The organism is Pseudomonas sp. EA_65y_Pfl2_P78, assembly GCF_963970495.1.
In the GTDB taxonomy this organism is placed as follows: domain Bacteria; phylum Pseudomonadota; class Gammaproteobacteria; order Pseudomonadales; family Pseudomonadaceae; genus Aquipseudomonas; species Aquipseudomonas baetica_A.
In genome coordinates this window covers 145,343-164,796 of sequence record NZ_CAXAON010000001.1, presented here as the reverse complement: position 1 = coordinate 164,796, position 19,454 = coordinate 145,343, and the positions used below count along the sequence as shown (strand labels likewise).

The 19,454-nt window shown below is 59.2% G+C and carries 19 protein-coding genes; 13 read left to right on the top strand and 6 right to left on the bottom strand.

The window, feature by feature from the left end:
• The first annotated feature begins 249 nt into the window (after nt 1-249).
• The 9 genes from mdcA to madM all read left to right on the top strand — a co-directional run bounded on the left by mdcA (nt 250) and on the right by madM (nt 7,476).
• Nucleotides 250-1,920 (top strand): malonate decarboxylase subunit alpha, encoded by a 1,671-nt coding sequence (gene mdcA / locus AACY02_RS00735; protein WP_339430334.1) that lies wholly within the window; start codon nt 250-252, stop codon nt 1,918-1,920.
• Nucleotides 1,920-2,792 (top strand): triphosphoribosyl-dephospho-CoA synthase, encoded by an 873-nt coding sequence (locus AACY02_RS00730; RefSeq protein WP_339430333.1) that lies wholly within the window; start codon nt 1,920-1,922, stop codon nt 2,790-2,792. Before mdcA ends, AACY02_RS00730 begins: the two co-directional genes overlap by 1 nt.
• Nucleotides 2,792-3,091: a malonate decarboxylase subunit delta gene (locus tag AACY02_RS00725; RefSeq protein ID WP_007913697.1), complete on the top strand. Its 300-nt coding sequence runs from the start codon at nt 2,792-2,794 to the stop codon at nt 3,089-3,091. The genes AACY02_RS00730 and AACY02_RS00725 overlap by 1 nt, the downstream gene beginning before the upstream one ends.
• A complete protein-coding gene (locus tag AACY02_RS00720; RefSeq protein WP_339430332.1) occupies nt 3,084-3,935 on the top strand; it encodes a biotin-independent malonate decarboxylase subunit beta in 852 nt (283 codons plus the stop codon). The genes AACY02_RS00725 and AACY02_RS00720 overlap by 8 nt, the downstream gene beginning before the upstream one ends.
• Nucleotides 3,932-4,717 (top strand): biotin-independent malonate decarboxylase subunit gamma, encoded by a 786-nt coding sequence (mdcE, locus tag AACY02_RS00715; RefSeq protein WP_339430331.1) that lies wholly within the window; start codon nt 3,932-3,934, stop codon nt 4,715-4,717. Before AACY02_RS00720 ends, mdcE begins: the two co-directional genes overlap by 4 nt.
• Nucleotides 4,711-5,331 (top strand): malonate decarboxylase holo-ACP synthase, encoded by a 621-nt coding sequence (locus AACY02_RS00710; protein ID WP_339430330.1) that lies wholly within the window; start codon nt 4,711-4,713, stop codon nt 5,329-5,331. Before mdcE ends, AACY02_RS00710 begins: the two co-directional genes overlap by 7 nt.
• Nucleotides 5,328-6,248, top strand: a complete 921-nt coding sequence (mdcH, locus tag AACY02_RS00705; RefSeq protein WP_339430329.1) for a malonate decarboxylase subunit epsilon — start codon at nt 5,328-5,330, stop codon at nt 6,246-6,248. The genes AACY02_RS00710 and mdcH overlap by 4 nt, the downstream gene beginning before the upstream one ends.
• A gap of 65 nt (nt 6,249-6,313) precedes the next feature.
• Nucleotides 6,314-6,706, top strand: coding sequence for a malonate transporter subunit MadL (madL, locus tag AACY02_RS00700; protein WP_221732363.1), 393 nt, complete (start codon nt 6,314-6,316; stop codon nt 6,704-6,706).
• Between the two features lie 5 nt (nt 6,707-6,711).
• Nucleotides 6,712-7,476 carry a malonate transporter subunit MadM gene (gene madM, locus AACY02_RS00695; protein WP_339430328.1) on the top strand — a complete coding sequence of 255 codons (765 nt, stop codon included), beginning with the start codon at nt 6,712-6,714 and terminating at the stop codon, nt 7,474-7,476.
• Between the two features lie 106 nt (nt 7,477-7,582).
• Here the strand turns inward: madM and AACY02_RS00690 are convergent, their stop codons facing one another.
• Nucleotides 7,583-8,497 (bottom strand): LysR family transcriptional regulator, encoded by a 915-nt coding sequence (locus AACY02_RS00690; protein ID WP_339430327.1) that lies wholly within the window; start codon nt 8,495-8,497, stop codon nt 7,583-7,585.
• Between the two features lie 141 nt (nt 8,498-8,638).
• Here AACY02_RS00690 and trhA point away from each other — a divergent pair, with 141 nt between their 5' ends.
• A complete protein-coding gene (trhA, locus tag AACY02_RS00685) occupies nt 8,639-9,256 on the top strand; it encodes a PAQR family membrane homeostasis protein TrhA (RefSeq protein ID WP_339430326.1) in 618 nt (205 codons plus the stop codon).
• Between the two features lie 42 nt (nt 9,257-9,298).
• Here the strand turns inward: trhA and AACY02_RS00680 are convergent, their stop codons facing one another.
• Together AACY02_RS00680 and AACY02_RS00675 are read right to left on the bottom strand one after the other, a co-directional pair.
• Complete coding sequence (locus tag AACY02_RS00680; protein WP_339430325.1) at nt 9,299-10,018, bottom strand: 16S rRNA (uracil(1498)-N(3))-methyltransferase; 720 nt, start codon at nt 10,016-10,018, stop codon at nt 9,299-9,301.
• Between the two features lie 153 nt (nt 10,019-10,171).
• Nucleotides 10,172-11,578, bottom strand: coding sequence for an adenosylmethionine--8-amino-7-oxononanoate transaminase (locus AACY02_RS00675; protein ID WP_339430324.1), 1,407 nt, complete (start codon nt 11,576-11,578; stop codon nt 10,172-10,174).
• A gap of 223 nt (nt 11,579-11,801) precedes the next feature.
• Here AACY02_RS00675 and AACY02_RS00670 point away from each other — a divergent pair, with 223 nt between their 5' ends.
• Nucleotides 11,802-13,577: a flavin monoamine oxidase family protein gene (locus AACY02_RS00670; RefSeq protein ID WP_339430323.1), complete on the top strand. Its 1,776-nt coding sequence runs from the start codon at nt 11,802-11,804 to the stop codon at nt 13,575-13,577.
• 155 nt (nt 13,578-13,732) lie between these two features.
• On the opposite strand, the gene AACY02_RS00665 is transcribed toward AACY02_RS00670, so the two are convergent.
• On the bottom strand, nt 13,733-13,885 hold the full coding sequence (locus AACY02_RS00665; protein WP_339430322.1) for a hypothetical protein: 153 nt from the start codon (nt 13,883-13,885) through the stop codon (nt 13,733-13,735).
• A complete protein-coding gene (locus AACY02_RS00660; protein ID WP_339430321.1) occupies nt 13,872-15,644 on the bottom strand; it encodes an anti-phage dCTP deaminase in 1,773 nt (590 codons plus the stop codon). Before AACY02_RS00660 ends, AACY02_RS00665 begins: the two co-directional genes overlap by 14 nt.
• A gap of 416 nt (nt 15,645-16,060) precedes the next feature.
• On the opposite strand from AACY02_RS00660, the gene AACY02_RS00655 reads away from it, so the two are divergent.
• Together AACY02_RS00655 and AACY02_RS00650 are read left to right on the top strand one after the other, a co-directional pair.
• Entirely contained in the window at nt 16,061-16,612 is a 552-nt protein-coding gene (locus AACY02_RS00655) for a cytochrome b (protein WP_339430320.1), read from the top strand.
• Between the two features lie 31 nt (nt 16,613-16,643).
• Nucleotides 16,644-17,237: a YceI family protein gene (locus AACY02_RS00650; protein ID WP_339430319.1), complete on the top strand. Its 594-nt coding sequence runs from the start codon at nt 16,644-16,646 to the stop codon at nt 17,235-17,237.
• Nucleotides 17,238-17,391: 154 nt separating this feature from the next.
• Here AACY02_RS00650 and AACY02_RS00645 read toward each other — a convergent pair whose 3' ends face one another.
• Nucleotides 17,392-19,269, bottom strand: coding sequence for a DEAD/DEAH box helicase (locus AACY02_RS00645; protein ID WP_339430318.1), 1,878 nt, complete (start codon nt 19,267-19,269; stop codon nt 17,392-17,394).
• Between the last annotated feature and the right edge of the window lie 185 nt (nt 19,270-19,454).

Below are 19,454 nucleotides of genomic sequence, written 5' to 3'. Positions count from 1 at the left end.
CTGAGGTAATCATTTTTATGGGACTTTATTTAAAAGGCGTGAATCGCGTCTCAGACATGATTGTTTTAAAATCGAGCTCAATCTCCATAAGGCCGGACACTCAATATTGAATTTCTTGTCCTGTTTAACGCAACGTTGGGTCCAACCAGACCGTTACTTTGAGCGTAATGATTCATCGCCCAGCTTGATTGATGCCCACACTCCACACACCTACCTTAGCTCCACGACAGCGAACCCCGTGGAGTGAGCATGACAACAACAATAAACCCCGACTCGCGCTGGACGCGGCGGCGCGATGAAAAGCGGCGTCGCCTCGACAAGGTGCGCGGGATGGCCGATGGTGCGGTGTTGCCCACCGACAAAATCGTCGCCGCGCTCGAAGCGTTGATTCATCCCGGCGACCGCGTGGTGCTGGAGGGCAATAACCAGAAGCAGGCGGATTTCCTCTCCCGTTCGCTGGCCAAAGCCGACCCGGGAAAGCTCCACGACCTGCACATGATCATGCCAAGCGTCGGCCGCTCCGAGCATCTTGATCTGTTTGAGCGCGGCATCGCCCGCAAGCTCGATTTCTCCTTCGCCGGCACGCAGAGTCTGCGCATCAGCCAGTTGCTCGAAGACGGCTTACTGGAAATCGGCGCCATTCACACCTACATTGAACTCTATGCACGGCTGGTGGTGGACCTGATCCCCAATGTCGTGCTCTCGGCCGGGTTCATGGCCGACCGCGCCGGCAACATCTACACCGGCCCCAGCACCGAAGACACTCCAGCGTTGATCGAACCCGCCGCGTTCAGCGACGGCATCGTCATCGTCCAGGTCAACCAATTGGTCGACGACGTCAGCGAACTCCCGCGTGTGGACATCCCCGCCTCATGGGTCGACTTCGTCGTAGTGGCCGACAAGCCGTTCTACATCGAACCGCTATTCACCCGCGACCCACGCCATATCAAGCCTGTGCATGTGTTGATGGCGATGATGGCGATCCGTGGCATCTACGAAAAACACAACGTGCAGTCGCTCAATCACGGCATCGGTTTCAACACCGCCGCCATCGAGTTGATCCTGCCGACCTACGGCGAATCCCTCGGCCTCAAAGGCAAGATCTGCCGCAACTGGACGCTCAACCCGCACCCGACGCTGATCCCGGCGATCGAGAGCGGCTGGGTCGAAAGCGTGCATTGCTTCGGCACCGAACTGGGCATGGAAAATTACATCGCCGCGCGACCAGATGTGTTTTTCACCGGCCGCGACGGCTCGCTGCGTTCCAACCGGATGTTCTGCCAACTGGCCGGGCAGTACGCGGTGGATCTGTTTATCGGCGCGACGTTGCAGGTCGATGGCGATGGTCATTCTTCGACAGTGACCCGTGGTCGCCTCGCCGGTTTCGGCGGTGCGCCGAACATGGGCCACGACCCGCGTGGTCGCCGTCACGGCACCCCGGCGTGGCTGGACATGCGCCACGACGATTCGCAGCAGCCGATGCTCGAACGCGGCAAGAAACTCGTGGTGCAAATGGTCGAGACCTTCCAGGAGGGCGGCAAACCGACCTTCGTCGAAACCCTCGACGCGGTGGAGGTGGCGAAAAAAAGCGGCATGCCACTGGCGCCAATCATGATCTACGGCGACGACGTCACCCACTTGCTGACCGAGGAAGGCATCGCCTACCTGTACAAGGCGCGTTCGCTGGAAGAGCGCCAAGCGATGATCGCTGCGGTCGCAGGCGTCACCGCCATCGGCCTGCGCCACAACCCCAAAGACACCGAACGCATGCGCCGCGAAGGCCTGATCGCCTTGCCCGAAGACCTCGGCATCCGCCGCACTGACGCCACCCGCGAATTGCTCGCGGCGAAAAGCGTCGCCGATCTGGTCGAGTGGTCCGGCGGCCTCTACAACCCGCCCGCCAAGTTCAGGAGCTGGTAATGCACGCACTCAACCTGCAAGCGAAACCGCTTTCTCTGGCCGAGCACCTGGCGGATCTGGCGGTGGATGCGCTGATCGACGAAGCCGATCTGTCGCCGAAACCGGCGCTGGTCGACCGTCGTGGCAATGGCGCGCACACCGATCTGCACCTGGGCCTGATGCACGCGTCGGCGCTGTCGTTGTGGCCGGCGTTCAAGGAGATGGCTGAGGCCGCCATTGAGATTGGCGAGATCAATCCGACGTTGCGTGAAAGCATTGGCCGCATCGGCCGTGAAGGCGAGCAAGCCATGCTCGCCACCACCCACGGCGTGAACACCCATCGCGGCGCGATCTGGGCCTTGGGCCTGATCGTCACGGCGGCTGCACTGGAAACGAGATCCAGCAGCGCCAGTGCCATCTCTGTGCGCGCCGCACGTCTGGCGTTGCTCGACGACCGCTACGCACCGCGCCCGCTCAGCCACGGCGCGCAAGTCGCGTTGCGCTACGGCGCCCGCGGTGCCCGCGAAGAAGCGCAACTCGGCTTCCCGGCCGTGCTGCAACGTGGCCTGCCGCAACTGAAAAAAAGCCGCGCCCATGGCCACGGCGAACAGAACGCCCGACTCGACGCCTTGCTCGCGATCATGTCCGACCTGGCCGACACCTGCGTGCTCTATCGCGCCGGCGAACAAGGCCTGCAAACCATGCAACAGGGTGCGCAAGCGGTGCTCGACGCCGGAGGCAGCGCCAGCCTCAACGGTCGCCGTTGCCTGCACGAACTGGATCAACAACTCATCGCATTGAATGCCTCGCCCGGTGGCGCCGCCGACTTGCTCGCCGCCACGCTGTTGCTCGACCGTATCGAGCACGACGGCATCTTTCAGGGAGCGTTTTGATGGAAACCCTATCGTTTGAATTCCCCGCCGGGCAGCCGCCACGTGGGCGTGCGCTGGTCGGTTGTGTCGGCTCGGGTGATCTGGAAGTGCTGATCGAACCGGGGTTGGCCGGCAAGCTGACGATCAATGTGCAGACGTCGGTCAACGGCGCACAGCTGCGCTGGCAACATCTGTTTGCGCGCATGTTCGACGGCACCACGCCGCCAGCCATGGCCATCGATATCCACGACTTCGGCGCAACACCGGGTGTGGTGCGTTTGCGGCTGGAACAAGGTTTCGAGGAGATCGGCCATGACTGACAGCGCAGCGCTTCTCAACAAACACAGCTTCGTCGAACTCGGCGCGCGGCAACGGGCGAAAGCCTTGCTCGACGCCGGCACCTTTCGCGAATTGCTCGACCCGTTTCAACGCGTCATGTCGCCGTGGCTCGAACGCCAAGGCGTGGTGCCGCAGGCCGACGACGGCGTGGTGATCGCCAAGGGCAACCTCGACGGTTTGCCGGTGGTGATTGCCGCCATCGAAGGCGCTTTCCAGGGCGGCAGCCTTGGCGAAGTCGGCGGGGCAAAGATCGCTGGCGCGCTGGAACTGGCCGCCGAAGACAACCGCAAAGGCCTCCCGACCCGCGCCATCCTGCTGCTGGAAACCGGCGGCGTACGCTTGCAGGAAGCCAATCTCGGCTTGGCGGCGATTGCCGACATTCACGCGGCGATTGTCGATTTGCAGCAGTACCAACCGGTGGTGGGCGTGGTGGCGGGCAGCGTCGGCTGCTTCGGCGGCATGTCGATTGCGGCAGCGCTGTGCAGCTATTTGCTGGTGACTCAGGAAGCGCGCCTTGGTTTGAACGGCCCGCAAGTGATCGAACAGGAAGCCGGGATCGAAGAATACGATTCTCGCGACCGGCCGTTTATCTGGAGCCTGACCGGGGGCGAGCAACGCTTTGCCAGTGGTCTGGTGGATCGCTATGTCGGCGATGATGTGGCGCAGATTCGTCAGCAGGTCGGCGAGTTGTTGCAGCAAGGCTTGCCGGCGCAACCGCGCAGTCAAAGGGCCGAGTGGTTCCTGCAACGTCTGGCTAGCCTGGACACTGACACGCAAATCGAGCCTTCGGTGGTTCGCGATCTGTATCAAGGAGAGCGCTCATGAGTGGTTATTCATTGCGCGGTTTGAACTGGTTCAACGCCTTGTGCGCCGGAGCGAAAACCGTCGAAGGTTTGCCGGCGTCACTGCGGGTGGCGGACACGGCGCTCGGTCGCTTGCTGGCCGTGGTCGCTGACCCGGACAACCGTTTCCCTCGCGCTCGCGATGGCGAAGTCGGCTTGCTGGAAGGCTGGGGTCTGGCCAAGGCTGTCGATGACGCGATCAGCGCCGACCGTGAGCAAACGCACAAGCGTGCGTTGATCGCCATCGTCGATGTGCCGAGCCAGGCTTACGGTCGTCGCGAGGAAGCCCTCGGCATTCATCAAGCGCTGGCCGGTGCGGCAGACAGCTATGCCCGCGCACGTTTGGCCGGGCACACGGTGATTGCACTGCTGGTGGGCAAAGCCATGTCCGGTGCGTTTCTGGCCCATGGTTATCAGGCCAACCGTTTGATCGCCCTGCGTGATCCCGGGGTGATGGTGCATGCGATGGGCAAAGCCTCGGCGGCGCGGGTGACCTTGCGCAGCGTCGAAGAACTCGAAGCATTGGCCGCCAGTGTGCCGCCGATGGCCTATGACATCGACAGCTACGCCAGCCTCGGATTGCTCTGGGAAACCCTGTCGGTGCAACAGATCGAACAGCCGACAGCGCAGGATCTGGCGCGGGTCACTGAGTGCCTGACCCACGCCATCAGCGATATCTCCAACACGGGGCTGAGCAATCGTCTGGGCGCGAAGAATCGTGCCGCGTCCAGCCGCGTGCGGGAACTGTTGAGGGCGCAGTGGTGAACACACCTCTGGCCCACGATCTGCTCTGGGGCATGACCCCGGCGCAATTGCCCGCGGATGCGCCGGGTTGGGCTATCGAGTCGCTCAGCGCCGGGCAACCGGTGGTGGTGCGCCGGGCCTTGAGCGCTGAGGGTTTTGTCGCGGTGGGTGTGCGCGGTGTCTCGCGTGAGCAGCGCTTGGCGGCGTTCATGGCGGTCGATTCGATGGTCTGTCGGGTCAGCCCCGAGGCGCTGAGTCATGTCGACAGTGAGCGTGATCTGCCCGTCATGCGCGCCCTCAAGCAGTTGCGCCCGATGCTCGATGACTGCGGTTGGGTCTGGGGTGTCAGCGGCAGTGCCGGGTTTGAACTGGCCAGCGGCTTTGCCGCGATGCACGAGGGCAGCGATCTCGATTTGATCCTGCGCACACCGCACCTGATTACCCGTAATCAGGCACGCAAACTGGTGGCGCTTTTCGATCAATCCTCATGCCGGGTCGATATGCAATTGCAGACGCCGTTCGGCGCGGTGGCGCTGCGTGAGTGGGCGGGCGCTTCGGCTCATGTGCTGCTGAAAAACGCGCATCAGGCCTGCCTGGTTTCTGATCCATGGAATCCGCAGGAGCAGGCGGCGTGAGCAGTTTGCTGGTGTTTCCCGGCCAGGGCGCGCAACAACCGGGCATGCTCCAGCGTTTGCCTGGGGAGACGCTGACCGAGGCCAGCGACGTGCTCGGCGAGGATGTGTTGTTGCTCGATTCTGCCGACGCGTTGCGCCGCACAAGGGCGGTTCAACTGTGCCTGCTGATCGCCGGGGTCGCGGCGTCGCGGCAGTTGCTGCGTGAAGGCCTCACGGCCGATTACGTCGCCGGTCTGTCCATCGGTGCTTACCCGGCAGCCGTGGTGGCGGGGGCTTTGCGCTTCAGCGATGCGTTGCATCTGGTCAGCCTGCGCGGTGAGTTGATGCAGCAGGCTTATCCACAGGGCTTTGGCATGACCGCGATCATCGGTCTGCAATTATCCACAGTCGAAACGTTGCTGGCGCAGGTTCACGGCGAGGAGTCGCCGGTTTATCTGGCCAACATCAATGCCGATAACCAGGTGGTCATTGCCGGCAGTGATGAGGCGATGCACGCGGTCGCTGAATTGGCGCGCAGCCGTGGCGCAGGACTGGCGAAACGGTTGGCGGTGAGCGTGCCGTCGCATTGTCCGTTGCTGGATGAGCCCGCGCAGAGACTGGCAGAGGCCTTCGCCAGCGTTGAGCTGAAAAACCCGAAAATCGCCTACCTGAGCGGCAGTCGCGCTCGGCCGGTGGTCAAGGTCCAAGCCTTGCGTGACGACCTCGCGTTCAACATGTGCCGCGTGGTGGATTGGCGCGGCACCGTACAAAGCGCTTACGAACGCGGCGTGCGGCTACAGATCGAACTGCCGCCCGGTGCGGTGCTGACCGGGCTGGCGCGCCGGGTGTTTGAGCAGGGCACGGTCACTGCGTTTGACAGTGCTCGCCTGGACACCTTGCAGGCGCTGTTGCGTGAGGAGGGAAGCCGCCAACTCTAAGACCGCCGACTCAAGCTTCGAACAACAAAAACAACATTCGACGATGCAATTTGAGGACTACAACAATGATTATTTACGGTGTGGCGTTTCTGGCGTTTTGTACCCTGGCGGGTATCTGGATCGGTGAAATGCTGGGCAAGTTGATCGGCGTGCCGGCCAATGTCGGCGGCGTCGGTATTGCGATGCTGCTGTTGATCGGTCTGGGCAGTTACCTCAACAAATCCGGTTGGTTCAAGGGCAAGACCGAGCAGGGTGTGGAGTTCTGGAGCGCGATCTACATTCCGATCGTGGTGGCGATGGCGGCCCAGCAAAATGTTTATGGCGCGCTGAAGGGCGGGCCGATGGCGATTCTGGCGGGAACGCTGGCGGTGGTCATTGCCTTTGCCATGGTGCCCGTGCTGGTACGCCTTGGTAACAAGGAACCGGCCGCCGTCATTCCACCCAAGACTGTGGGGTAAGCGCCATGTACGAATCATTGATGAAAGTCATCACCGGTTACGGTCTGATCAGCGGGTTCCTGATTGTCGGCCTGACCATGTGGGTGTCCTACTGGATGTCCAACACCTTCACCAAGGGCCGCTTGCACGGTTCGGCCATCGCCATTTTGCTCGGGCTGTTGCTGTCGTATATCGGCGGTGCGGTGACCGGGGGCCAGAAAGGCGTGGTGGATATTCCGATGCTCTCGGGCATCGGCTTGCTCGGCGGGGCGATGCTGCGTGATTTCGCAATCGTCGCCACAGCGTTCGGCGTGAGTGTCGATGAACTCAAACGTGCCGGATTTGTTGGGGTGCTGGCGCTGTTTGTCGGCGTTGGCACGTCCTTCATCGCAGGCGTCGGCGTGGCGATGGCGTTCGGTTACACCGATGCCGTGAGCCTGACCACCATTGGCGCAGGGGCGGTGACTTACATCGTCGGCCCGGTGACCGGTGCCGCCATTGGCGCCACTTCCGAAGTCATGGCGCTGTCGATTGCGGCAGGGCTGATCAAGGCGATTCTGGTGATGGTGATGACGCCGTTCGTGGCGCCGATGATTGGCCTGAACAGCCCTCGCAGTGCGGTGATCTTTGGCGGGTTGATGGGCACGTCCAGCGGCGTGGCCGGCGGCTTGGCGGCGACGGATCCGAAGCTGGTGCCTTATGGTTGCCTCACCGCCGCGTTCTATACCGCGCTGGGGTGTTTGCTCGGGCCTTCGGTGTTGTTTTTGCTGATGCGTGGGTTGATGGGTTAAGACAGCCTGCTGTCGGGTCTGACGCCTTCGCGAGCAAGCCCGCCTCTACATGGGAAATGCGTTTTCCTGTGGGAGGGGGCTTGCTCGCGAAGGACGCGACTCGGTTTCAGACCTGCCGATTGGCATACATTCGACACTCCGCCAACAACGCCAGCAGATTCGGATCGCGCTCCTTGGCCTTCAAAAACACCACGCCAATGTGCTGCTGCAACCGGTACTTCTCCTGCAACGGGATGAGCTTCACCCGGTTCTCGTACACCGCTGCAATCCTCCCCGGCAGCAACGCATACCCCACACCGGAACTGACCATGCTCAGCAGGGTGAAGATGTCATTGACCTGCATCGCCACTTTCGGCTCGAAGCCTGCCTGTTTGAACACCCGATTGCCGTCCTGATGCGTGGCGAAGCCTTGGGTCAGGGTGATGAAGGTTTCGTTGCGCACCTCGGCCAGATCGACTTCACTGCGCTGGGCAAACCTTGAATCGGCCGGCGTCGCGAGGAAGATGTCATCGCAGAACAGCGCAATCTGCTCGCAGTCCGGGTCGTTGATGCTGTCGTCCAGTGACACCAGAATCGCGTCGACTTCCATGTTTTTCAGCTTGTAGAGCAGGTCGATGTTGGAACCCAGAATCAAATCGATGTTGAGTTCACTGCGGCGGATCTTCAGGCCCATGATCAGTTGCGGCACGGTCTTGACCGTCAGCGAATACAGCGAGCCGAGCTTGAAGCGTTCGGCAGAGAACCCGGCAGCCTCGCGGGTCAGGCGCACGCTTTCGACCACGTCCTGGATCAGCTTCTGCGCGCGCTCTTCCAGCACATAAGCGCTTTCCAGCGGTGTCAGGTTGCGTCCTTCGTGTTTGAACAGCGGGCAGCGCAGGGCGCTTTCCAGTGAATGAATGGCGCGATGCACGCTGACGTTACTGGTTTGCAACTCGGCAGCGGCACGGGCCAGATTGCCGGTGCGCATGAAGGCGAGGAACACCTCGAGTTTTTTCAGGGTCAACTCTTCGTCGATCAGCATGGCGCGGACTCTTTTTGGTATCGGCCGATTGTGCCCAATTACCACGACCTGCGCAGGCTCGTGTTTAACAGAAACATTGCGCTTTTACGCTCAAGGCCCGAGCCTTGCGCGCTGCGGTAATGAATTTGAGGTGAGCGACACATGTATCACGGGGAACGATTGAACGCCTGGACCCATCTGGTCGGGGCGGTGGCGGCTTTTATCGGCGGGGTCTGGATGCTGGTGATCGCCAGCCTCGACGGCAGTCCTTGGAAGATTGTCAGTGTGGCGATTTACGCCTTGACCTTGCTGGTGCTGTACAGCGCTTCAACCGTGTACCACAGCGTGCGCGGGCGCAAGAAAGCGATCATGAAGAAGGTCGATCACTTTTCGATCTACCTGTTGATTGCCGGCAGCTACACGCCGTTCTGTCTGGTGACGCTGCGCGGGCCGTGGGGCTGGACGCTGTTCGGGATTGTCTGGGGGCTGGCGCTGATCGGCATTTTGCAAGAGATCAAGCCGCGCTCCGAAGCGCGGATTCTGTCGATCGTGATCTACGCGGTAATGGGCTGGATTGTGCTGGTGGCGGTCAAGCCGTTGCTGGCGGCGCTGGGCACCACCGGTTTTGCCTGGCTGGCCACGGGCGGGGTCTTGTACACCGTGGGGATTATCTTTTTTGCCCTCGACCATCGGTTGCGCCACGCCCACGGGATCTGGCATCTGTTCGTGATCGCCGGGAGTCTGCTGCATTTTGTGGCGATTCTGTTTTACGTCCTGTAGACGCAATCGTCGTGGGAGGGAGCAAGCCCCCTCCCCTAAGGGTTAGAAATCACCCCAAAGTTGCTGGGCCACCGCCAGTGCCACCACCGGTGCGGTCTCGGTGCGCAGCACTCGCGGGCCGAGGCGCGCAGCGTGAAAACCATTGCCCTTGGCCAACTCGACCTCGGCATCGGACAAACCACCCTCAGGGCCAATCAGGAACGCCAGCGTCGCAGGTTTTGCATGGCTCACCAGCGGCTCGGCCACCGGATGCAAAACCAGTTTCAGGTCTGCCTGCGTCTGCTTCAGCCAATCGGCCAGCAACACGGGCGGATGAATCACCGGCACCCGCGAACGACCACACTGTTCACACGCACTGATTGCAACCTGACGCCAGTGCATCAGGCGTTTGTCCGCGCGTTCGTCCTTGAGTCGCACTTCACAGCGCTCGCTGAAGATCGGGGTGATTTCAGTGACACCCAGCTCGGTGGCCTTCTGAATCGCCCAGTCCATCCGCTCACCGCGGGACAGGCCCTGGCCGAGATGAATCTGTAGCGGCGATTCAACCTGACCGGGCAACTGTTCGTCGATCTGCACCACGACGCGCTTCTTGCCGACGTCCACCAAGGAACCGCGAAACTCATGGCCGGAGCCGTCGAACATCTGCACCGCATCGCCTTCGGCCATGCGCAGCACGCGGCTGATGTAATGCGCCTGGGCTTCCGGCAGTTCGTGTTCGCCAGTGCTCAGCGGGGCGTCGATAAAGAAGCGGGACAGTCTCATGTCGGATCTCTGGAAAAATGTGAATCAGGTGGATCGGTGTCGACTTCATTCGCGAGCAAGCCCGCTCCCACAGGGAAATGCATTCCAAAATGTGGGAGCGGGCTTGCTCGCGAAAGCGGCAGACCAAACACCGCAAATCTAAAGCAAACCGAATCAGCCCGGATCACGGAAGCCGGGATGGAAATCCTTCGGCACCGCCACACTGACGCTGTCACGCGTCGCGATGTCGATGCCTTCGCTGGCGACCTCGGCGAGGAAGTCGATCTGCTCCGGGGTAATCACGTACGGCGGCAGGAAATACACCACGCTGCCCAGCGGACGCAGCAATGCGCCACGCTCCAGCGCATGCTGGAACACCTTCAAGCCGCGCCGTTCCTGCCAAGGGTAGGCCTCTTTGGTGGCTTTATCCTTGACCATCTCGATGGCCAGCACCATGCCGGTCTGGCGCACTTCGGACACGTTCGGGTGATCGACCAGATGCGCGGTGGCCGAAGCCATGCGCTGGGCGAGGGCCTTGTTGTTTTCGATCACGTTGTCCTGCTCGAAGATATCCAGCGTCGCCAGCGCTGCCGCACAGGCCAGCGGGTTGCCGGTATAGCTGTGCGAGTGGAGGAAGGCGCGCAGGGTTGGATAGTCGTCGTAGAAGGCGCTGTAGACGTCATCGGTGGTCACGCACGCCGCCAGCGGCAGGTAGCCGCCGGTCAGGGCCTTGGACAGGCAGAGGAAATCCGGACGGATGCCGGCCTGTTCACAGGCGAACATCGTCCCGGTGCGGCCGAAGCCGACAGCGATTTCGTCGTGGATCAGGTGCACGCCATAGCGGTCGCAGGCTTCGCGCAGCAGCTTGAGGTATATCGGGTGATACATGCGCATGCCGCCAGCGCCCTGAATCAACGGTTCAACGATCACTGCCGCGACACTGGCATGGTGCTCGGCCAGCGTCTGTTCCATCGCCGCGAACAGGTTGCGCGAGTGTTCTTCCCAACTCATGCCTTGCGGGCGCAGGTAGCAGTCCGGGCTTGGCACCTTGATGGTGTCCAACAACAGGGCTTTGTAAGTCTCGGTAAACAGCGGTACGTCGCCGACCGACATCGCGGCCATGGTTTCGCCGTGGTAGCTGTTGGTCAGGGTGACAAAGCGCTTCTTGTTCGGTTGGCCGCGGTTGAGCCAGTAGTGAAAGCTCATTTTCAGCGCGACTTCGATGCAGGACGAACCGTTATCGGCGTAGAACACCCGGTTCAGGCCTTCGGGCGTCATCTTCACCAGACGCTCTGACAACTCGATCACCGGTTGATGGCTGAAACCGGCCAGAATCACATGTTCAAGCTGATCGACCTGATCCTTGATGCGTTGGTTGATGCGCGGGTTGGCGTGGCCGAACACGTTGACCCACCAGGAGCTGACGGCATCGAGGTAGCGCTTGCCTTCGAAGTCTTCCAGCCAGACGCCTTCACCGCGCTTGATCGGGATCAGCGGCAGTTGTTCGTGGTCTTTCATCTGGGTGCAGGGATGCCACAGCACTGCGAGGTCGCGTTGCATCCACTGGTTATTCAGGCCCATTTACAGTCTCCTCGAGGCGGCTCGCGTCAGGCGCGGGCAAACAATCGCGCAAGCCTATGCAATGCATCGCGCGGGAACAACCCATTGTGTCGATTGAGCTACTTTGTATGAGCCGATAGACGTCGCTGGCGGCGCTTTGATGGCTAACGTATTCTTCGCGGTTCTTTGGGTCGTCTGACCCGCAAAACTGCTTTTTCCTACGTGTATTTCCGGAGTTCGCTGAATGTCTGTCGGTTGGCTGCGCGCCTGTGCGCTGGTGATGTTGGGGCTGTTCAGCGTTACAGCGCTGGCCAAGGATAAAACTGCAATCGTGATCGGCGGCGGCCTGTCGGGTCTGACTGCCGCCTACGAGCTGCAAAACAAGGGCTGGCAGGTGACGTTGCTGGAAGCCAAGCCAAGCCTGGGCGGCCGTTCGGGCATGGCCACCAGCGAGTGGATCGGCAACGACAAGACTCAGCCGGTGCTGAACAAGTACGTCTCGACGTTCAAGTTGAGCACCACGCCGGCGCCGGAATTCGTGCGCACGCCGGGTTATCTGATCGACGGTGAGTATTTCTCCGCCGCTGATCTGGCGACCAAGCAACCGGCCACTGCCGAGGCGATTAAACGCTATCAGAAAACCCTCGACGATCTGGCGCGCTCGATTGACGATCCGCAGAACCCGGCGGCCACCAACACGCTGCACGCACTGGACCAAATCAACGTGTCGAGCTGGCTCGACAAGCAGAACCTGCCGGCCACTGCGCGTCAGTTGATCAACCAGGACATCCGCACCCACTACGACGAACCCTCGCGTCTGTCGCTGCTGTACTTCGCCCAGCAGAACCGCGTTTATCGCGGTGTCTCGGACCGTGACCTGCGCGCCGCGCGTCTGGTTGGCGGCAGCCAGGTGCTGGCCCAGGCTTTCGTCAAACAGATCAAGGTCATCAAGACCAACTCGCCGGTGTCGGCCATCAGCCAGGACAAGGACGGTGTGACCGTCAAAGTCGGCGCTGTGGGTTATCAGGCTGATTACGTGGTGCTGGCCGTGCCGCTGCGCGCCTTGAACAAGATTCAGATGACGCCGGCACTCGACGCTCAGCACCTGGCGGCGATCAAGGGCACCAACTACGGCTGGCGCGACCAGATCATGCTCAAGTTCAAGACGCCCGTGTGGGAAAGCAAGGCGCGCATGTCCGGCGAGATCTACAGCAACACAGGTCTGGGCATGTTGTGGATCGAGCCGGCGTTGAAGGGCGGCGCCAACGTGGTGATCAACCTGTCCGGCGACAATGCTCGCGTGATGCAAGCGTTCGGCGACAAGCAGGTGGTCGATCAGGTGCTGATTCGTCTGCACGCGTTTTATCCACAGGCCCGTGGTTCGTTCACCGGTTATGAGATCCGCCGCTACAGCATCGACCCGTCGATGGGCGGCGCCTACCTGGCCTTCGGTCCAGGCCAGATCAGCAAGTTCTGGCGCCTGTGGGAACGCCCGCTGCAACGCATAGCGTTTGCTGGCGAACACACCGACACCTTGTACCCGGGCACGCTGGAAGGCGCACTGCGCACCGGTCAGCGTGCGGCCAGTCAGGTTGAAGATCTGGCGGCAGGCAAATCGTTCGAACCGGCCAAAGTGGTTCCGGCCGCTGCAGCGGCAGGCGCAGCAGGTGCTGTGGCGGCGAAGAAGGGCAACTTCTTCAGCAACCTGTTTGGCGGCTCCGATGACGAGAAGAAGCCAGCGCCAGCCAAGGCCCCGGAACCGGCTCCAGCCCCCGTGGCTCCAGCGCCAACGCCGGCACCTGCGCCAGCTCCGGTGCAAGCGCCGAAGCCTGCTGTTGCGGTAAAAGCTGAGCCAGCGAAGAAAGCGGCGACCAAGCCGGCTGCGAAGAAGCCTGCGGCCAAAACCCAAGCCAAAAAACCTGCGGTCAAGCCTGCAGCGAAAAAGACTGAGCCGGCGAAGAAACCAGTGGTAAAACCTGCCGCCAAGCCTGCTGCAACGACCGAAACCAAGGCGCAGTAAGGCCTTGCGGTAAACAAAAAAGCGCGGCTCTGATGCCGCGCTTTTTATTGGATTGAAACCATGTTTCTATATTCGATGCGGCTATTATTTATATATCAATTATTGCAGTCGGCTCAGTTGTAGGTGCGACCGATAACTCTTATGTTTCGAGCGTATCAACGTTTTTCTTTTTGCTGTGATGGTGTTGAAGCTGCATTGTTATGCTGCGGAGATGCCTTAAGTGCTTCTTGCTTCCAGGACGGCCATTGCTCAACAGTGCGACGAGACTCCGCTAAATGGTTGAGAAAGTCTTCTTTAGTTGGTGTCATTTTGGCTTCCCTCTAGGTACTTTGATAAAAGGTTTGCGGCTATCGTTTCGCGTTCAATGTACGAGCAAGGTAGCATTTGGGTTCGTAATTTAGCATCGTGCTCGCTCCAGTCAAGAGATTGTCCATCGTCAGACTTCCTGATGACAGGATAGCCGCTACCTAGGTTGGTAGAGAATAGATTGAAAAAACTCCTAGGCCCAACTCCGATGAAGGGAGCAAATACGACATTGTCGCTTTGCTGATTTAGTGATATGGAGTCGGAATGAAAGTCCAAGGCTTTGCTCTTCGGGTAAGGTTCAACATATATTACTCTTTTTATTCCGGAGGCGACTATGTGCTTGGCGCAATTGTGGCACGGGAAAGTTGTGCAGTATAAGTCACTGCCAGAGGTGCTGATCCCTAGTCGTGCACTCGAAAGCAACGCTTCCATTTCGGCATGAACGACCCTGCCATATTCCGTAATGTCTTTGATTTTGCTTTTTTTAATGAGGGGGCGAAGCTCTTCACGATACTCCATCGGAATCACCTTCAGAATGCTGTCGATTATCAGCCTTTTTTGAGTGGCATTGGAGTCCTCTCCCTTCATATAATCGCGACCATCTTTTGCGTCTACGATTTCCTGTGTGCTTTCATCTATTTCTGGCCAATATAGTCCGCCGTGTGCTTTTGGTACATCGTTAGCTCCCGTGGAAACTATACATTTATCCTTTGTCAGTACCGCGCCAACTTGTCGGGATAAATCAGCTGATCTCAGCGATGCCGAAAATGCCATGAACATGGCATATTCATCAAATGTTGGCGTTATATAGGGCTTCCCGAAAAGTAAATCAAAAACTCTCCAGATTTGCTTCTTTAGCGAATCTGAGTTTCCGTTATAGTTAATAAAGAAATCTGAAAGATGGTACGTGTCTCGGGTATGCTGGCCATAATCGTCTCGTTCGTCTGCGTCTCTATCGATCAACTTTGACGCCTGCTCCTCGGAAATTGATTTGTCTTTAGTCAGATAATTATGTCTCCTTGTGTGATCGGCATGCACACCAATCAGGAAAAATCCATTTGAGTAAATTTTCCGAAGCCTCTGCACTTCAGCCGGGTTCTTCAAAGAGTTGATAATAAAGGACTTCCTGCGAAATGCTTCCTGCTCTTTTCGAAGTAAATTGATTCTTGCAGCAGCACCTAGTGCCAGTATTGAATTGTCCTTGCTGTTTTTTCTTAGGTTGTTTCCTTCTTCCATGTAAGCAGTAATTCTTCCATACTCGTCTGAGCTGGGAGATGGATTTCCCAGGTTTGAAATTATGTCGGTAGAGATTTTTATACGATCAGCGGTATAGTTGAATTTAAGTAGGCGCTCCTCTATTAATCCTGCGACTTCGGCGAGGTTGGTTCCAATCGTGCCGACTAGGCCGATCACTAGTTCTGAGTCGGAATAAGAATCGTCAAGAAAATAAGTGTCTGGCCCTTGAGAGTCTGCTGAAAGTTCTGCTACAGCAGCCTCTGTTTCAGTGGTGATTTCTCCGGTTTCAGAAATTTCTTCGTGTGCCTGATGATTCAGTAAATCCTCTATCAGCGATTTTAGTTGCTCTGAGGAATTCTGGTCTCCTTGGAAGGTAATGTTTCCCGTCGACGGGTACCAATTCATTATTCCTCTATTGTTGGCTCTGAACTGATGTTGATTTTGGTTGACAGTCCTCCACTCGCCTGCATTTTGCAGTGACAATAATTTTATTTTTAACTCGTCGAATTCGCCGTCAAATCGCATCCCTTATCCCTGTACTGATATTGAACTGGCATCCGGCTACTTGCCGCAGATTCCGGTTCTTGATCATTGGGAGGGTAGTAGACGACTAGTGAGCGGTCTAGCCGCGGCGACAAGGGCAATATTTTTTGCCATTTTTGGCTATAAAAGACGATGTCCTCTAAGCGTCAACCTACACAAAACAAGGTTGATTCCTAATTTTTTGTGGAGATTTCCGACACTGAATCAGTTCTGAGAATACTTTCTGTGTCAGAATTTTTTCCTGTCGGGATAGGATTGAGGTTTTTGGTTAATTTTTCCTTAACGCGGAGGCCAGAAGCTCTTGATCGTATTTCTCGATATTTCAAAGCGAAATTTTCCGCTTTAATTCGATAGATAACTCGCTAGTCTTGGTTCGCAGTTCTCACAGGATTTGGGCAATGCCGCTACGTAACTCTTCTTCGCGCTATGGTTGGGTCAGCATCTTCATGCACTGGGGCGTGGCGCTGGTGGTCTTTGGACTGTTCGCGCTGGGCTTGTGGATGGTTGGGCTGGATTACTACAGCACCTGGCGCAAAGACGCGCCGGACCTGCACAAGAGCATCGGTCTGGTGCTGCTGGGTGTGATGGTGTTGCGGGTGCTGTGGCGCTTTATCAGCCCACCGCCGCCGACGCTGCAAAGCTACAGCCGCATGACCCGCATCGGCGCTAAATTCGGCCACGGGTTTCTGTACCTGGCGTTGTTCGCTGTGATGATTGCCGGTTACCTGATTTCCACCGCAGACGGTGTCGGGATCCCGGTGTTTGGCCTGTTTGAAGTTCCTGCACTGCTCTCCGGGCTACCGGATCAGGCAGATACCGCTGGGGTGATTCATCTCTGGCTGGCGTGGGTGGTGGTAATTTTTTCCGGCCTCCATGCGTTGGCAGCATTGAAGCACCACTTTATTGATCGTGATGCGACCCTCACTCGAATGCTCGGTCGCAAAGCCTGAAGCTCAACCTCGACTCAAAGGAAAAGAAAGCATGTTGAAAAAGACTCTGGCCGCTCTGGCAATCGGTTCTGCCGTGCTGTCCGCCAACGTAATGGCCGCTGACTACATCGTCGACAAGGAAGGCCAACACGCCTTCGTTGACTTCAAGATCAGTCACCTGGGTTACAGCTACATCACCGGTACGTTCAAAGACATCGACGGCAAGTTCAGCTTTGATGCTGCCAAGCCTGAAGCGAGCAAAATCGAATTCAACGTGCGCACCGCCAGCGTATTTACCAACCACGCCGAACGCGACAAGCACATCGCCAGCAAAGACTTCCTGGACGTGGGCAAATTCGCTGACGCCAAGTTCGTCTCCACCAGCGTCAAGTCCACTGGCAAGAACGCCGCGGGCAAAGACACGGCTGACGTGACCGGCGACCTGACTCTGCACGGCGTGACCAAGCCAATCGTGGTCAAGGCTGTGTTCCTGGGTGAAGGCAAGGATCCATGGGGCGGCTACCGTGCCGGCTTCGAAGGCACCACCAGCATCAAGCGTTCCGATTTCGGCAAGATGATGGATCTGGGCCCACAGTCCGACAACGTCGACCTGTACATCTCGTTTGAAGGTGTGAAAGCGAAGTAACTTTCGCCCGCTACACAAAAACGCCCCCGGTCGTAAGATCGGGGGCGTTTTTTATTGTCTGCATCTCACCACGGTTCCCACAGGAGAATGTAGGCGCAGCATAAAAAATGCCCCGTATCTTTCGAGCCGGGGCATTTTTCATGGCAGCGTTAACTCAGCGGTTGCGGGTCAGCAACGCTGGTTTTTCGCCACGCGGGCGGCTTGGCAGTTGGTCGAGTTGCTCAGGCGTCGGGAAGCGGTCGGCTTTCGATTCCTTGTGCATGATCTTCGGGCCATTGCTGCGCGGGTTCTGCACAGCCGGTTCGGTGCGTGGCTGATCGTCACGGGCCGGACGGCGGTTGCGAGAGGAGGACGACGAGGATTCGTCACGACGACCCTGGCCATCACGCGGAGCGCCGTTGCGCGGGCCGTTGCGTTTGCCCGGCGGAGTACCGGTGCTCGAACCGTTGCTGTTGCGCGGGCCGTTCTGACGACCTTGCGACTGACCGCCGCGTGGTGCGCCCGAACCTGCGCCCTGAGCCGGCGCGCCTGGACGACGGCCACGGCCGCCGGCAGGGGCTGGCTTGGGTACGTAATCAACGCGGTTACCGAAGTTATCGATATCGTCGTCAAGAAATTCGTCCGGTGCACGGTCAGCGGCCGCGCGTGGTGGCTGGCTTGGACGTTGTTCGCGGGACGCACTGCCTTCGCGTGGTTTCTGCTGACGGGCAGGGCGCTCGCCACGTTCGCCGGCGGGCTTGTCTTTGCCCTTGTCTTTGCCTTTGTCTTTACGACCGCCGCCGCCACCGCCGCCATTCGGGCCGTCACCGCGTGGGCCGCGAGGGTTGCGTGGATTGCGCACGTCCGGACGTTCACGTACTTCAGGCTTCTCGGCCTCGATGGTGCTGGAATCGAAGCCCATCAGGTCGCCATCGGCGATTTTCTGCTTGGTCATGCGTTCGATGCTTTTGAGCAGCTTTTCTTCGTCCGGAGCAACCAGCGAGATCGCCTCGCCCGAACGGCCGGCACGGCCAGTACGGCCAATACGGTGAACGTAATCTTCATCAACGTTCGGCAGTTCGAAGTTGACGACGTGTGGCAACTGGTCGATGTCCAGACCGCGAGCGGCGATGTCGGTGGCCACCAGGATGCGTACTTCGCCAGCCTTGAAGTCGGCCAGGGCTTTGGTGCGGGCGTTCTGGCTCTTGTTACCGTGGATCGCCACAGCCGGCAGGCCATGCTTGTCCAGGTATTCTGCCAAACGGTTGGCGCCGTGCTTGGTGCGGGTGAACACCAGCACCTGTTCCCAGGCGCCTGCGGTGATCAGGTGCGCCAACAACGCACGCTTGTGACTGGCCGGCAGGCGGAACACGCGTTGCTCGATGCGCTCGACCGTGGTGTTCGGCGGTGTCACTTCGATGCGTTCCGGGTTGTGCAGCAGCTTGCCGGCAAGGTCGGTGATGTCTTTGGAGAACGTCGCCGAGAACAGCAGGTTCTGGCGCTTGGCCGGCAGACGCGCGAGGACTTTCTTCACGTCGTGGACAAAGCCCATGTCGAGCATGCGGTCGGCTTCGTCGAGGACGAGGATTTCAACGTGGGACAGATCGACGCTGCCTTGGCCGGCGAGATCGAGCAGGCGACCCGGGCAGGCGACGAGGACGTCGACACCACGGGACATGGCTTGAACCTGCGGGTTCATGCCGACGCCGCCGAAGATGCAGGCGCTGACGAATTTCAGGTCACGGGCGTAGATCTTGAAGCTCTCGTGAACCTGGGCCGCGAGTTCGCGGGTCGGGGTCAGAACCAATACACGTGGCTGGCGCGGGCCGTGACGCTGGGATTTGTCCGGGTGGCCGTTGGGGAACAGGCGCTCCAGGATCGGCAGGGCGAAGCCGCCGGTTTTACCAGTACCTGTCTGTGCCGCAACCATCAGGTCGCGACCTTGCAACACGGCGGGAATGGCCCGCTGTTGCACCGGAGTAGGCTCGGTATAGCCCGCATCGTTGATGGCGCGGACTAAAGCCTCGGAGAGACCGAGGGAAGCAAAGGACATGAGTAATCCTGTTTTAGTTAGGGCTTGGCCCAATGGGAGTCTTGCCTGGCGCGAATGACGTTTAAGAGGACGCAATCCCGTCCGGTCCTGCTGCGGTTCCGAAGGCACGTCTGGAGCGCTCGCGCGGGCTGGAAAGCTGCGCTGTAGCGGGTCGAGAGGCCTGTTACGGTTCCGGGCGTCCGGGC